Annotated in this window: 22 protein-coding genes and 1 tRNA gene; all 23 read left to right on the top strand. The window is 62.6% G+C overall.

Features of this window, described 5'->3' with window-relative positions:
• Positions 1-15: 15 nt before the first annotated feature.
• The 23 genes from ABH922_RS13795 (at position 16) to ABH922_RS13905 (ending at position 11868) form a co-directional block, all read left to right on the top strand.
• Positions 16-762 carry a hypothetical protein gene (locus ABH922_RS13795; protein WP_424807447.1) on the top strand — a complete coding sequence of 249 codons (747 nt, stop codon included), beginning with the start codon at positions 16-18 and terminating at the stop codon, positions 760-762.
• Positions 759-1019: a hypothetical protein gene (locus ABH922_RS13800; protein WP_424807448.1), complete on the top strand. Its 261-nt coding sequence runs from the start codon at positions 759-761 to the stop codon at positions 1017-1019. Before ABH922_RS13795 ends, ABH922_RS13800 begins: the two co-directional genes overlap by 4 nt.
• Positions 1016-1990 (top strand): DNA cytosine methyltransferase, encoded by a 975-nt coding sequence (locus ABH922_RS13805; RefSeq protein WP_424807449.1) that lies wholly within the window; start codon positions 1016-1018, stop codon positions 1988-1990. The genes ABH922_RS13800 and ABH922_RS13805 overlap by 4 nt, the downstream gene beginning before the upstream one ends.
• Entirely contained in the window at positions 1987-2172 is a 186-nt protein-coding gene (locus ABH922_RS13810) for a hypothetical protein (RefSeq protein ID WP_424807450.1), read from the top strand. Before ABH922_RS13805 ends, ABH922_RS13810 begins: the two co-directional genes overlap by 4 nt.
• Positions 2169-3077, top strand: a complete 909-nt coding sequence (locus ABH922_RS13815; protein WP_424807451.1) for a YqaJ viral recombinase family protein — start codon at positions 2169-2171, stop codon at positions 3075-3077. Before ABH922_RS13810 ends, ABH922_RS13815 begins: the two co-directional genes overlap by 4 nt.
• Positions 3074-3952 carry a hypothetical protein gene (locus ABH922_RS13820; RefSeq protein WP_424807452.1) on the top strand — a complete coding sequence of 293 codons (879 nt, stop codon included), beginning with the start codon at positions 3074-3076 and terminating at the stop codon, positions 3950-3952. Before ABH922_RS13815 ends, ABH922_RS13820 begins: the two co-directional genes overlap by 4 nt.
• A 156-nt stretch (positions 3953-4108) precedes the next feature.
• The gene (locus ABH922_RS13825; RefSeq protein WP_424807453.1) at positions 4109-4885 is read left to right on the top strand and encodes a hypothetical protein; all 777 of its coding nucleotides are present in this window, start codon (positions 4109-4111) and stop codon (positions 4883-4885) included.
• Positions 4882-5262, top strand: a complete 381-nt coding sequence (locus tag ABH922_RS13830; RefSeq protein WP_424807454.1) for a hypothetical protein — start codon at positions 4882-4884, stop codon at positions 5260-5262. The genes ABH922_RS13825 and ABH922_RS13830 overlap by 4 nt, the downstream gene beginning before the upstream one ends.
• Positions 5259-6272, top strand: coding sequence for a hypothetical protein (locus tag ABH922_RS13835; RefSeq protein WP_424807455.1), 1014 nt, complete (start codon positions 5259-5261; stop codon positions 6270-6272). Before ABH922_RS13830 ends, ABH922_RS13835 begins: the two co-directional genes overlap by 4 nt.
• Positions 6269-6598 (top strand): hypothetical protein, encoded by a 330-nt coding sequence (locus ABH922_RS13840; RefSeq protein ID WP_424807456.1) that lies wholly within the window; start codon positions 6269-6271, stop codon positions 6596-6598. Before ABH922_RS13835 ends, ABH922_RS13840 begins: the two co-directional genes overlap by 4 nt.
• A complete protein-coding gene (locus tag ABH922_RS13845) occupies positions 6595-6954 on the top strand; it encodes a hypothetical protein (protein WP_424807457.1) in 360 nt (119 codons plus the stop codon). The genes ABH922_RS13840 and ABH922_RS13845 overlap by 4 nt, the downstream gene beginning before the upstream one ends.
• Positions 6951-7208, top strand: coding sequence for a hypothetical protein (locus ABH922_RS13850; RefSeq protein ID WP_424807458.1), 258 nt, complete (start codon positions 6951-6953; stop codon positions 7206-7208). Before ABH922_RS13845 ends, ABH922_RS13850 begins: the two co-directional genes overlap by 4 nt.
• The gene (locus ABH922_RS13855) at positions 7205-7501 is read left to right on the top strand and encodes a hypothetical protein (RefSeq protein ID WP_424807459.1); all 297 of its coding nucleotides are present in this window, start codon (positions 7205-7207) and stop codon (positions 7499-7501) included. The genes ABH922_RS13850 and ABH922_RS13855 overlap by 4 nt, the downstream gene beginning before the upstream one ends.
• A complete protein-coding gene (locus ABH922_RS13860) occupies positions 7498-7755 on the top strand; it encodes a hypothetical protein (RefSeq protein ID WP_424807460.1) in 258 nt (85 codons plus the stop codon). Before ABH922_RS13855 ends, ABH922_RS13860 begins: the two co-directional genes overlap by 4 nt.
• A gap of 68 nt (positions 7756-7823) precedes the next feature.
• Entirely contained in the window at positions 7824-8192 is a 369-nt protein-coding gene (locus ABH922_RS13865; RefSeq protein WP_424807461.1) for a hypothetical protein, read from the top strand.
• Positions 8192-8461 carry a hypothetical protein gene (locus tag ABH922_RS13870; protein ID WP_424807462.1) on the top strand — a complete coding sequence of 90 codons (270 nt, stop codon included), beginning with the start codon at positions 8192-8194 and terminating at the stop codon, positions 8459-8461. Before ABH922_RS13865 ends, ABH922_RS13870 begins: the two co-directional genes overlap by 1 nt.
• Positions 8462-8490: 29 nt before the next feature.
• Positions 8491-9282, top strand: coding sequence for a hypothetical protein (locus tag ABH922_RS13875; protein ID WP_424807463.1), 792 nt, complete (start codon positions 8491-8493; stop codon positions 9280-9282).
• Positions 9283-9664: 382 nt separating this feature from the next.
• Positions 9665-9748, top strand: a tRNA-Ser gene (locus tag ABH922_RS13880).
• A 31-nt stretch (positions 9749-9779) separates the two neighbouring features.
• Positions 9780-9974, top strand: coding sequence for a hypothetical protein (locus tag ABH922_RS13885; RefSeq protein ID WP_424807464.1), 195 nt, complete (start codon positions 9780-9782; stop codon positions 9972-9974).
• Positions 9971-10567 (top strand): hypothetical protein, encoded by a 597-nt coding sequence (locus tag ABH922_RS13890; protein ID WP_424807465.1) that lies wholly within the window; start codon positions 9971-9973, stop codon positions 10565-10567. Before ABH922_RS13885 ends, ABH922_RS13890 begins: the two co-directional genes overlap by 4 nt.
• 4 nt (positions 10568-10571) lie before the next feature.
• Positions 10572-10754: a hypothetical protein gene (locus tag ABH922_RS13895; RefSeq protein WP_424807466.1), complete on the top strand. Its 183-nt coding sequence runs from the start codon at positions 10572-10574 to the stop codon at positions 10752-10754.
• Positions 10744-11088: a hypothetical protein gene (locus ABH922_RS13900; RefSeq protein ID WP_424807467.1), complete on the top strand. Its 345-nt coding sequence runs from the start codon at positions 10744-10746 to the stop codon at positions 11086-11088. The genes ABH922_RS13895 and ABH922_RS13900 overlap by 11 nt, the downstream gene beginning before the upstream one ends.
• Before the next feature lie 21 nt (positions 11089-11109).
• A complete protein-coding gene (locus tag ABH922_RS13905) occupies positions 11110-11868 on the top strand; it encodes a hypothetical protein (RefSeq protein WP_424807468.1) in 759 nt (252 codons plus the stop codon).
• The last annotated feature ends 55 nt before the right edge of the window (positions 11869-11923 follow it).

The following is an 11923-nucleotide window of genomic DNA, read 5'->3' on the forward strand; positions in this document are numbered from 1 at the left end:
ATCGGAGACAGCAGCATGACAACGACATTCAGCATCTCGCGATACGACCTCGCGAAAGCGCTCACGATCGCACTCAAGTTCCCCAGCAAGGACGACACGCTGCCGATGATCTGCGGGGTCGATCTGGCGATCATCAAGGGGCAGTTGACACTCACCGCCACCGACCGATTCCGACTCGGCGTGGTCAGGGTCAAACCGAACCCCGGCCTGGATGGCCCGAACGGGCGCATCGGATTCATGCCACATGCGACAGCAACCCGACTGCTGCGCGTGATCGGCGGTCCACTCGCTGGGCGTCCGCCCAGCGTGGCCGTCTCGTCCGTCGGCGCGAGCTTGACCGTCGCGGATGGCGAGACCAGCATCACCGTCTCGCTCTCGTTCGAGAAGTTCCCTGATGTCGCCGGAATCCTTCTCGGAGAGATGGACCGTCCGATCGATCTCGACCTCTGGGGAGTAAATACCGCGATGTTCGCGGCATTCAAGGATGCCGCGTGGAACAAGGGCGACCATGCGAGCGTGCGACTGTCGACGCCGTCACACCCCGCGGTTGTCCGCATCGGCGACCACTTCATCGGCTGCCTGATGCCGGTACGTCTGACCGAGCGCGGGGCGCCCGCATCGGACTGGAGGGAATTCCTCACCCCTGAACCGGAGCCGACTCCCGAGCCCGAGAAGCCGAAGCGCGCGCCGCGCAAGGCTGCGGCCAAGCGCGCCCCCGTCAAGAAGTCCACGGCTAAGCGCGCACCTCGGGCGGCGAAGTGATCGACCCACTACAGGATCCCGCCGACCGGTGGGACGACGATTTCGGCGCGCAGGTCGACCGGGCGTACGACCGTCTCGTCGCCGAGCAGGTCGAAGACGTCATGCGTTCGTTCCCGAGAATGCCGGACTACCTCACCTGGCGATGCCCGAACGGCAAACGATCGTCACCGTGCTCGCCGTCGTGCATCCAATGTGACCGGATCGAGTCAACCGACCTCAAACACGCACGTATCGAAGCAGATCGGAGGCAGGCATGATGATCGGTTCACTATTTAGTGGCTACGGCGGACTCGATTTGGCTGCGCTGCAATTGTTTCCCGGCTCGTCGGTGGCGTGGCACTGCGAATGGGACGACGCCCCGTCGAAGATTCTCGCCCACCACTGGCCGACTGTGCCGAACCTCCGCGACGTGACGAAGGTCGACTGGAACTCGGTCGAGCCGGTCGACATCCTCACCGGCGGCTACCCCTGCCAGCCATTCAGCGCAGCCGGACAACGCAAAGGGACGGACGATGAACGACACCTCTGGCCCTACGTCCGGGACGCAATTCGCGTACTACGACCACGATTCACACTCTTGGAGAATGTGGCCGGCCACCGGTCTCTGGGGTTCGATCGAGTTCTCGGAGACCTGGCCGAAATCGGGTATGACGCGCGATGGACGAGCCTACGAGCTTCCGACGTCGGCGCCCCCCACCACCGCGAGCGGGTTTTCATCCTCGTCAGTGCTCCCAACGCCGACAGTGGGGAACGCAACCGGGACGAACGAGCGCAGGGGCGGATCGCGATCGAACGAAAAGCTACTGCCGGGCGTGGTGCTGGATTTCCTCCCGACACCGAAAGCCAACGACTTCCGGGACAACAACAGCCCGAGCGAGGCCAGGCGGAAAGATCCGTCACTGACGGCAGTTTCGGTTTACTTCCCGGAATCAACTGGGGCAACTACGGACCCGCTATTCGACGTTGGGAACGACTGACCCGACCAGCGCCCGCACCAACCAGGCTCAACCGGAGTGGAAAGCCGCAACTCAACGTGGATTTCGCTGAATGGATGATGGGCCTCCCTGCCGGCCACGTCACCGATCGGACTATCGGCATCGGGCAGAAGGGCGTTTCGAAAGGCAACTCGCGCGCCCACCAACTCAAGGCCATCGGCAATGGGGTCTGCCCGCAGCAGGCGATTGCCGCGTACTCATCACTACTGACTCGAATGGAGGTCGCAGCATGAAGCTGTCCGAAGCCCGCGAGAGCGTCGGCAAGCGCGTGGTCTACATACACCCCGAAACCGGCGAGAGCGAGCCCGGCATCATCCGCGGAATCGGTGAACGCAACCTCGTCAATGTCCAGTACGGCCCGAAAGTTTGGGGCACTCACCACGACAACCTTCGTATCGACAGGAGTCGCAGATGACCTCACGCGAAGTCACCGCCAAAGCAGCGCCGGGCTCGCCGGAATGGCTCAAGATGATCACAGCATCGAAGATTCCGAGCATCCTCGGCATCTCGCGGTTCAAGTCGCAGTTCTCGCTGTGGCACGAGATGGCCGGCAACGTCGAGCCTGAGCCGATCAGTGAGTCCCGGCAGGATGATTTCGACTACGGGCATGCGGTCGAGCTGGCAGCGGCCGAGTACTGGCGCTACAAGAATGATGGATGGGTCATTTCGCGCGGTGAAGTCCAGTACACCGACGATGCGCTCGAGTTCGGCAACGCCGCCACGATCGACGGCCGAGCCTCGCGTGGAGCGTGGCGCCGCATCGTCGAGATCAAGACCGCTCGCGACCTCGCAGAGTGGGGCGACGACGGGTCGGGTGATGTGCCTGCCGACTATGCCGCACAGGTGATATGGCAACAGCTCATCACCGGATGGCATGAACCAGCGAACATCGTCCTGTGGCCGCAGTACGGCAAGCCGAAAATCTACGCGATCGACTACGACGCCCAGATCGCTGCCGAGATCTTGGCGCGAGTCCGCGAATGGAATGCCAGCCTGGCCGCCGGGATTCCACCCGAACTCGACGACACGATCAGCACCTACGAGACCGTCCGTCGTCTGCATCCAGAGGTCGACGGCCGAGAGGTTCAGCTCGATCCTGATCTGGCGCACGACTACCTGACCGCCGTCGCGGACGACAAAGAGATCACGAAGCGACTGCGCGGGTTGAAGAGTCGCGTCCTCGACGTCATGGGCAAGGCGCAAACCGCTGTCGTGATCGACCTCAAGATCGCCACACGGACACCGGGCCGCGGCGACTCAATTTCACTCCGCTCCAACACCAAGGCCGACCCGGCCGAAATCGAAAGGCTCGCAGCATGAGCAACGACATTGAGCACTACGCACCCACCGCCGTCATAGGCTCCACGCCCATCGTCCAGCAGAACCCCGCCGTGAGTCAGCTCATGCAGCACGCCGAGGCCATGAGCGCCGCATTCGACCTGGCCGAGAAGCTCTGCAATACCCAATTGGTGCCCACGCTCTACCGCGGCAAGGCCAACGACGCCACTGCCGCAATTCTGTACGGCGCAGAACTCGGCCTGAACCCCATCCAGTCGCTGCAGCAGATCTTCGTGGTGCACGGCATGCCGTCGATCTATGCCCGGACAATGGTCGGGCTCATGAAGTCCAAGGGGCACAAAGTATGGACCGAGGAGTCGACGGACGAGTCCGTGACCGTATCGGCACAGCGCCACAACGAATCTCACATCGAGACCAGCACGTGGACGATGGAACGCGCCGAGCGCGCCGGATACGTGCCGACCATCGACGAGAAGACGGGCAAGCACGCGACCAACGCGAACGGCAGGCTGATCGGCAATGAAAAGTACCTCAAAGATCCGCAGGCGATGCTGTACGCCAAAGCTGCATCGGAAGTGTGCCGCAAGATCGCCCCGGACATCTTGCTCGGCATCGCGTACACCCGCGAAGAGTTGGAGCTCGAGGAAGCTGCGAATCCGACGCGAGTGAAGTCCGAGCGCGTGCCGGCACCGAAGGGTGGCACTGCAGGTTTGGCCGCCAAGCTCGGCGTGACCGTCGACGCTGGGGCCCGAACCGGAACCCGCACCAGCGCAGCCCGAGCTGCCCGCACCCGCCACGGACACCGAGATCAAGGCCCTGGTCGATGGACTGACCGAGGCTGGCATCTCGGACAAGGATCAGGCGATCGCATTCCTGCGTGCCCGCACCGGCCGTGACGAGATCGAGAAGTCGAAGGATCTGTACGGCGCCGAGGTCGCGGCTGTCCTCGATTTTCTCGTCAACGGCGAGCCTGCGTAACCCAACCCACAACAGGTCCGGGCCGTCGTCACGGCGGCGGCCCGGCCTACGCACAGGAAGGAGGATTGAGCCCAATGGAGTGGTTCGCACTGTCGTCGAAGTATTACATCGACCTCGACGACGAAGGCGTTTCCGAGAAGGCGCAAACCTTGCTGACGCGCATCTGTGGGTACATCGCAGACAATGAAACGTCCGGATACATCGCGAAAAGTGCGCTGAAAAAGCTCGGTTTGTCGTCCGTTTCTCGGCGAACTGATGAACTGATTCGCAACCGAATCATCGTCGAAACTGCGGACGGTTTGGGGTATGACGTACCAGCTTGGTTCAAGTGGAATGAAGCCCTAGAACGCCTGGTCAGGAAGAGAAAAGCGGACCGGGATCGCATCGCGGAGAAGCGTCGTCATTCGCAAAATGTCGCGCGACAGTCGCAAAATGTCGCCGAACCACATAAACAGTTACATAAAGAGATAACTGAAGTTGTAGAGGTATCTCACGTAAGTAGCGCGCGAGAAATCGAACCACCTCCGCCCAATCTGGACCTGGGTCCGCGCTGCGATCAGCACCTCGCCGATCCGAATCCGCCGGCATGCCGTGGCTGCGCCGACGCCAGGCGGGCTGTCGAAGAATCTCAGCGACAGGCGGCGGTGACTGCCCAACGGCTCAAGTCGTCCGAAGCGCGTCGCCGAGCCGAGCTGATCCAGGAAGCCGTCGACGAGTGCGACATGTGCGACGAGCGCGGATATTTCGGCACCACGGTCTGCAATCACGATCCGAACATCGTCGAAACCGCCCAGCGAGGCATGGCGCTCGTGCGCTCGGTCCTCGCCCAATCCGCTCAGGAGCGATCGTGAGTATCCAAAACCTGACCATCCGCCTGCCCTACGAGAAACCTCCGCTGTCGATGAACGATCGTCAGCATTGGGCCGTGAAGGCTCGAATCACGGCAGGGGTTAGGCGAAGTACCCAAAGGCTCGCAAAAGCCGCCCACGCCCCCGTAGGGCTCGAATGCGTGGCCGTCACGCTCCACTACCGACCCCGCGACAACCGCAGGCGCGACACCGACAACCTCATGCCGGTTCTCAAAGCCTGCTGCGACGGACTCGTCGACCACGGAATCACCGCCGACGACACCCCCGACCTGATGACCAAACACATGCCCGTCATCCACCCCGCAGTCAAGGGCACACCACCTGCCCTCTGGCTCGAACTCGAATGGAGTGAGAAATGACCGACGACCTCACCGCCCAACTCGCGAAGATCCACCGCAAGGCGCTGGCGGACCAGGTTTACACCCGATGGGAAGACCTGACAGACGACGCAATCGAGTCGAGCGTGTCAGCAATCAACGCTGTGCTGGCCGAGCTGCACCACCAGGGAATGCTGGTTCCTGCCGGCGGTCTGGCGCTCACCGCCGAACAGGTGGAAGATGTGCGGCTGGTGATCGAGGCAGCGAAGCCGTCTGGAGTCCTCGCGTACCGTCTCCTCGCCCTGTTCCCGGCAACCGAACCCGCCGAGGCAACTCTTAACGCAGAGTTAAAAGTTCCCGCCCCATCCGATGAGTCTGCCCGCGCCGGCAAGGCCCCGACCGCAGAAGTCGAAGTGATGCAGTGGGACGGCACCCGCAAATCCATTCAGACGATCTGCGATTGGGTCAACAGCTTCGACGACGAACTCGACGACCCCACGATTTCCTACTGCTTCTCGAGCGCCGCGCCTGATGACGTGCTCGACGTGTCCCTCGCAACCAATGAAGGTGATTTTGTGCGGGTTTCGGGTGGCGACTTCATCGTCCGCGACACGCAGGGCAACTTCTACCGACGTGACCGCAACGCCTACGCGACTGTGGATGCCACCCCTCCGGTCGCCCCTGCCCCCGCCGAAACCGACTGGCCGACATGGGATGCAGTGCCGGAGGGTGTGAAGTACCGGAGCGAAGGTGACCCGAGATCCTGCTATTTCGTCAATCACGGCGGAATCATCTACCTCGCAAGTGGCCGGCCATCGACCGTATCCGAGTTCGCAATGCAAGAACTCGCCCCGTTCGTTGCGGCCCCCGCCGAAACCAAGTGGCAGGACATCTCAGAGGCTCCGAAGCACCTCACCCTGATTGACCGAGCTGGCGACAAATGGACGTATGACGGCGACAACTGGGTCACGCCTGAAACGGCGATCCTCCCGGTCCTGTACATCAACCGGAAGTACGCCCCGTTCGTTGCGGCCAAGGAGGGGAAAGCGTGAGCGCGGACAGCTGGCGGATCTTCCTCATCTGCCGAACCGAGAAGTGCAATCACCCCGAACACGAAAAATCAGCCAAAGCGAAGTGGAAGACGTTCCTCGCAACCGAAACCATCTTCGCCGCCGCGAAACTCGTTCACGCGGAACGCTGCTCGATGCTGTGGCAGGCCAATCACGGCGGCACTTATGTCGATGCCCATCGGCGGCATTGCGGGGAAGGCAGTGTCCGGCACATTGTGGCTATCGCGAATAAGCCGTGGTTCATCGACCTATGGAGTGACACGCATTCATCTGCCGACGAGCAAATGACATTTGAGGTGGCATCGTGACTGACATTGTTGAGCGGGCGACCGCGCTGGCAGCAGCAGCCCAGTTCGGGCACCTGACGACCGGAGTTTCGAGCGGCGACCATTGGTATGTCTGCGATGAAAACGAGGTGGTGGCGCACATCGCGGCGAACGACGGCCTGGACGAGGAGTTGCGTCAGCCTCGCGTCGAGCTGATTGTTCTGGCGGTCAACCACTTTCCCGCTCTGGTTGCTGAGGTGCAGGCACTCAGGGCGACCGTGGCAGCAGTGGAGGCACTGCATGTGCCAGTCGAGGTGTGCGGTGGGGAGCCGTACTGCCGAGAATGCGGCTGCCAATACCCCTGCGACACCCGACGAGCATCGGAGACAAAGCCATGAGCGAGAAGAAAATCACTGTGGAGTTGCCTGAGGTTGTCACAATTACGCCGCACGGGTCCAAGTATTGGCATCACGAAGGCTATGACTGGTTCGTAGAGATGCTGCCTGCCGACCCCGAACTCGGCTATGACGTGCCGGGGATCGCCGCATCCGCCCCGGACTGGACTGATGAGAACCCTGGAACCGTCGAACAGGCCAGGGCTTTCGCGCTGGCATTGCTCGCAGCTGCCGATGCTGCCGAGGTGTCGTCGTGACCGCGCCTAATCCGGTGGCCGAGCTGATCGCGGCGGCATTGCTTGTTAATTCGACCCTCGACGCTGACGTGAGTGATCGACTCTGGGGTGCCTTCCCGAACACCATGACGCTCACTGAACTTGCGGCTGTCTTGGCCGAGGTGGTGCAGCAGCACACGATGGCACTGACTGCCCGTGCTGAGGCTGCCGAGGCCACGATCGCGAGGGTGGAGCGCGAACTCGAACAGCGGTACATGGACGGCACTGTCGAAGCCCAGTTCATCCGCGCAGCTTTGGAAGGGGAACAGCAGTGAGTGAGACCGTGTGGCCCGAGGGTTGGTCGAGTGTGAGGTTCGGCAGACAACAGGCATTCCACTACTACCGTTCCGGGAAGTCGCTGTGCGGCAAATACAGCCTGGCTGAGCACTACTTGGAGTTCACCACCTTCACGAAGCCGAAAGACCCGCACGACGTCTGCTTTACCAGCGGCAGCGACTGTCAGGCTTGCCGGCGAAAGATGCAAGAGATGGCCGTGAACGAGCGCAAGCCTTCGGAGGAGTCGTTGTGAGTGAGATCCGATCACAGGCCACACCCGCGAGGGGCGAAACTAAGCGAGAAACATTGGCAAGACTTGGCATGATCCACCTCGCAGAGCGTTACGGCACCAGGCTTAGGCTGGAACCGTCGCACGACAACGAAATTCGCGTCGACATCACTCATTCGGGCGGCACCGAGTCTCACTTCCCTGAGGCCCTGGATCTGCTCGAATCCGTCGAAGCGATTGTCGAGAGCATGGGGCTGCGCAAGCCTCGCACGGTGGAGACCATCGCGGAGTTGGAGGCACTGCCGGAACGGTCAGTGGTGCAGAACAAGCACGGCTATCCCGGCGAAATCAGCCCCGTCAGCGGACGATCGGTCATCTTCTGGGCTGGCAACGAATGCGAAGACGAACTGACCGAAGTCGCACTCCCCGCGACCGTCCTGTTCACTCCGGGTGGCGAGTGATGGAGCGTGGAACTGTCTACATCGACGGGAAGCCGTTCGGGACTGTCAATGAAATCCAGTTCACGCCCGATGGGGCCGAGGAGTTCGGCGGCAAGACGATCGACACTCGGATCGAGAATGCCTTCACGGTATCGGTGGAGTACCTCAACCTGCCGCCTGTTGTGGCCTATCCGCCGAAGCGTCCACCGGATCCTGAGCGTCCGTTCTGGGCCGACAATCCGGGCCGCACTCGACGGACGAAATACGGACCGACCGCGAGAGTGAAATGAATCATGCTGTTATGCAATGGAGGATCGACGTGGACTATAGGTCTTGCAATGCAGATCACTTCTACCTCGACAGGATCGGGCAACGGCAACTGATCGAGATCCTGCGTGCGATCCCGACGCTCGTGGCCGGCCTCGACGTCGCAGTCGCGAAGCAGGAGAAATTCGGATCAGGCGGCCCGCGGATCGGCCGAGTTGAGCGGGCGCAGCCATTGCCGTTCAATCCCCGAGTATCCGAGGCTGCGACGGTGCTGCATCACGAGCTGGCGTCGTGGGTGCGGTTCGTGTGCGAGCCCCGTGGGATCCGCTACTGGCCGGACGGATGCACGCACTCGGCTGGATTCATCGGACCGCTGCGCGAACACGAGCGGCGTGCGCCTGTCCACTTTTCACCGCCGAGCATTCTGGAGCTGGCAAAGTGGCTCGACCGCAACGTCGCATCCCTCGCGCTCACTCCGGGCAGTGAGGAAGCGCTCGATGCGATCCGTATCGTCGTCGAGGCTGGGTTCGCAACACTGCGACCACCACCGGAGGAGGCAGGCGCTCGACTGGATGGCGCGAAACTCGAGGACGCACGCAAGACCGAAGTGAACGCAAGTGCAGCCGCAGCTATGGCGAGACAGATGGGTCGAGTGCTCGACGTCGACGGCGAGGTCGTCGAGGACTACCGGACATTGACCAGGCGGCGGATCTTCCACCTGTGCGAGGTCGGCGCCGTGACTCCTGTGCGGCGGACGAAGATTCGAGGCAAGGACTCGCCGGTCTTCATCTTCGGGCAGCTACTCGACGCGCACCTCGCGCATCCGTCACTCGAAAGCGCCTGACCTGCAACGGACAGTGAGTGTGTTAAGCTTCGCTCGCTAGGGCGTGAGAGGTATCCGGAAGGGTAGGTCTCACGCCCTCTTTGCGTCCAGGGGTGCGACTGGATGGTCGCCGACGAAACGCCCTACAGTCATCGCGACGCGGCACGGCGAACACAACGCACACACACTTCCGCGCAGGTCAAAGTCACCGCTCCGCCTGATAGAGCGGGGATTACGGAATCCAAGCAGCACACGCCACCGAGGCGTCCTTTCCTCAGTTCGTGCTGCTGCCTGCGCGGTCTCAACGTCCCCGCTCTCGGCGGGGAACACGGCAATCCATGCGACGTCTCCAGGTCGCCGGCAGCCGAACAACTGAATAGCCCCGGCCTGCAGGCGGGGTCTCGGAGAGTAAACCGTCAGTGGTGGCGGGACCGCTTCGAACGCGGCACGGGCCGAAAGGCCAGGGGTTCGACTCCTCTGCTCTCCGCAATCCAGTCACTCACTCAACGGAGGCCGCCATGCCCGTACCCACCGAACCGATTCCGTACGACGAGATGCGCAGACTCTGCGGACTTCCCGACGTCCGGCTCAAGGTCGCTGGTGACCGAATGAGACTCGCAGGCAGGCGAATGCTCACAGCCTGCCGACAGCTCAACATCGCGACGACGATACCCACCGCCGAGGGCTACGCACTCGCAGGTGGTCGGCGATGAACGCCGATGTCACTGCGGCCGTCCTGCAGGTTGGAATCGCCATTGCCGCGATCCTTGTGGGTTACGCCATCGCTCTTCGGTTTCGGCGTACCCGAGCGCAGGGCGGCGCTACTGCCGCACCAGCATGGAGCAAGGAACCAGTCGCCTGGGACATCGAAGTCGACCACTCGGCCGACATCGAACGCGCTGTGGTGCAGCGCAACGCAATGGGCATCCTCGTACACGCACCGACGTACGACAACGGCAGTCTGATACCGAAGCAGACGCGCAACTACCTTCACGCTATCCACGTAGCCCGCCTGCGTGAAGCACAGAAGCGATCTACGCCGAACGGGGATGACCCGTGGATTGATCCCCACACGTTCGCCTGGCTCGAAGCTAAGCGGATCCTCGGCCGCCGCGCCCAGCGTATTCGTGCAGACTCGATCCGTCAGATCAGCGGCCGTTACCTCAAGGCTGATCAGTTCATCCTCGACGCTGACGGCAAACCGAAGCTCACCGCCAATGGCCTGGACTTCGCCACCGAGTCGGTACGAATCCGGATCCCGCGGGACTCGTGGCTGCGCAAGAACTTCAAACACCCGAAGCGGTGAACGAATGGAATCCGAAGCGCACATCGACGTTCACGCTGGCACGCCGATCACCGGCGGATGGTGCGAGGTATGCCAACTTCCCTCACTCATCACCGTGCCCGCACTGACCATCGATGATGAAGGCGTCAACGTCGTCGGCCACATCAAGATCTGCGACGAACACGAGATGATCGACGATGGCGGCTAAGACCACCACCGAACGCGGACTCGGCTGGGAGCACCAGAAGAACGCTGAACGGCTGCTGCGCAACCACGTTGACGGCACGCCGTGCTGGTGGTGTGGCGAACCCATGTACCGCACAGCCGAACAGAACTTCGACGGCAAGACGCTCAACGCCGACCACTCGGACGCCCGCGCCTATGGCGGAACCACGGCGGATCGCCTTCTCCATGACCGGTGCAACAAAGCGCGCGGCAAGGGCGACCGTGACCATCTCCGGCCCACCGTGACCGGCATGACCGTCGAGGACGGGGTGACCGCCGAGGCCGCCCTCGGTACCCGCGTCATGGCCTGGCCGTGACCGCGATCGAGAGGATGCACGATGACTGCACTGAGAACCCTGATGACTTGGCAGGCTGACGCGCTGGCTGCGATCGAAGCCGGAACACTGCAGGCGATCTCGGCACCGCGTCCGAGCGGTAAGACCGAGCTGATGATCGAAGTCGCCCGGCGTACCGCAGCCTTTGGTGGACGGGTGCTGTACCTGACACGCGGTGAGCCCCTGGCCGCCAACGGCTGGAGCCGTCTGGTCGAGCCGTTGCGGCAGCACTGTCCCGAAGTGATCGCGAAAGCTACGCGCTCGACAGGTCGTCACAGTGTCGAGCTGACCACCGGCGGCGAGGTTCGTTTCGTGTCGGTCGGTGCCAGCTCGCGCGGCGTCGCAGGTTTCGATCTGGCCGTCTGCGACGACGTGAATATCGAAGCGTTCACGATTGCGCAGCTCATGGCACGCAGGGTCGTATGGGCGGGTTGGGGCGCGCCCCCGAGTGGCGTATCCGCACTTCGCTTCGGGGCGGATCTGGGCGATGACCTCGACGACGAGGCGACGTGGCTCAAGGCGAATCCGGGCATCGGTACGACGGTCACGCTCGATCGACTACGCCAATGGCAGCGCGCCATGCCCGCCGAAGTCTTCGCCCGCGAGGCGCTCAACCTCGTCGATCCGGCCGCTCGTCGCACCTCCGGGGTCAGCGGCCATGTGACACTCCGCCAACTCCTCGCCGCCCGAGCCACTGCCGCCGAGGCCGACGCCCTGGCCACCCCCGCCCCCGAAATTATCGAGGGGGTGGGGGTGTCCTGACTGGCCGCCATCAGTCAGGCTTTTTTTACAGGGCCCCGAAACGCTGCGCGCAATA

This window comes from Rhodococcus sp. 27YEA15, assembly GCF_049739425.1.
Taxonomy (GTDB): Bacteria; Actinomycetota; Actinomycetes; order Mycobacteriales; family Mycobacteriaceae; genus Rhodococcus_F.

Bases quoted from the DNA above. Each gene is read 5' to 3' on its own strand.
- ABH922_RS13825 (WP_424807453.1), top strand. From the start codon at position 4,109: ATGGAGTGGTTCGCACTGTCGTCGAAGTATTACATCGACCTCGACGAC.
- ABH922_RS13835 (WP_424807455.1), top strand. From the start codon at position 5,259: ATGACCGACGACCTCACCGCCCAACTCGCGAAGATCCACCGCAAGGCG.
- ABH922_RS13900 (WP_424807467.1), top strand. From the start codon at position 10,744: ATGGCGGCTAAGACCACCACCGAACGCGGACTCGGCTGGGAGCACCAG.
- ABH922_RS13810 (WP_424807450.1), top strand. From the start codon at position 1,987: ATGAAGCTGTCCGAAGCCCGCGAGAGCGTCGGCAAGCGCGTGGTCTAC.
- ABH922_RS13805 (WP_424807449.1), top strand. From the start codon at position 1,016: ATGATGATCGGTTCACTATTTAGTGGCTACGGCGGACTCGATTTGGCT.
- ABH922_RS13905 (WP_424807468.1), top strand. From the start codon at position 11,110: ATGACTGCACTGAGAACCCTGATGACTTGGCAGGCTGACGCGCTGGCT.
- ABH922_RS13795 (WP_424807447.1), top strand. From the start codon at position 16: ATGACAACGACATTCAGCATCTCGCGATACGACCTCGCGAAAGCGCTC.
- ABH922_RS13865 (WP_424807461.1), top strand. From the start codon at position 7,824: ATGATCCACCTCGCAGAGCGTTACGGCACCAGGCTTAGGCTGGAACCG.
- ABH922_RS13815 (WP_424807451.1), top strand. From the start codon at position 2,169: ATGACCTCACGCGAAGTCACCGCCAAAGCAGCGCCGGGCTCGCCGGAA.
- ABH922_RS13850 (WP_424807458.1), top strand. From the start codon at position 6,951: ATGAGCGAGAAGAAAATCACTGTGGAGTTGCCTGAGGTTGTCACAATT.
- ABH922_RS13890 (WP_424807465.1), top strand. From the start codon at position 9,971: ATGAACGCCGATGTCACTGCGGCCGTCCTGCAGGTTGGAATCGCCATT.
- ABH922_RS13870 (WP_424807462.1), top strand. From the start codon at position 8,192: ATGGAGCGTGGAACTGTCTACATCGACGGGAAGCCGTTCGGGACTGTC.
- ABH922_RS13895 (WP_424807466.1), top strand. From the start codon at position 10,572: ATGGAATCCGAAGCGCACATCGACGTTCACGCTGGCACGCCGATCACC.
- ABH922_RS13820 (WP_424807452.1), top strand. From the start codon at position 3,074: ATGAGCAACGACATTGAGCACTACGCACCCACCGCCGTCATAGGCTCC.
- ABH922_RS13885 (WP_424807464.1), top strand. From the start codon at position 9,780: ATGCCCGTACCCACCGAACCGATTCCGTACGACGAGATGCGCAGACTC.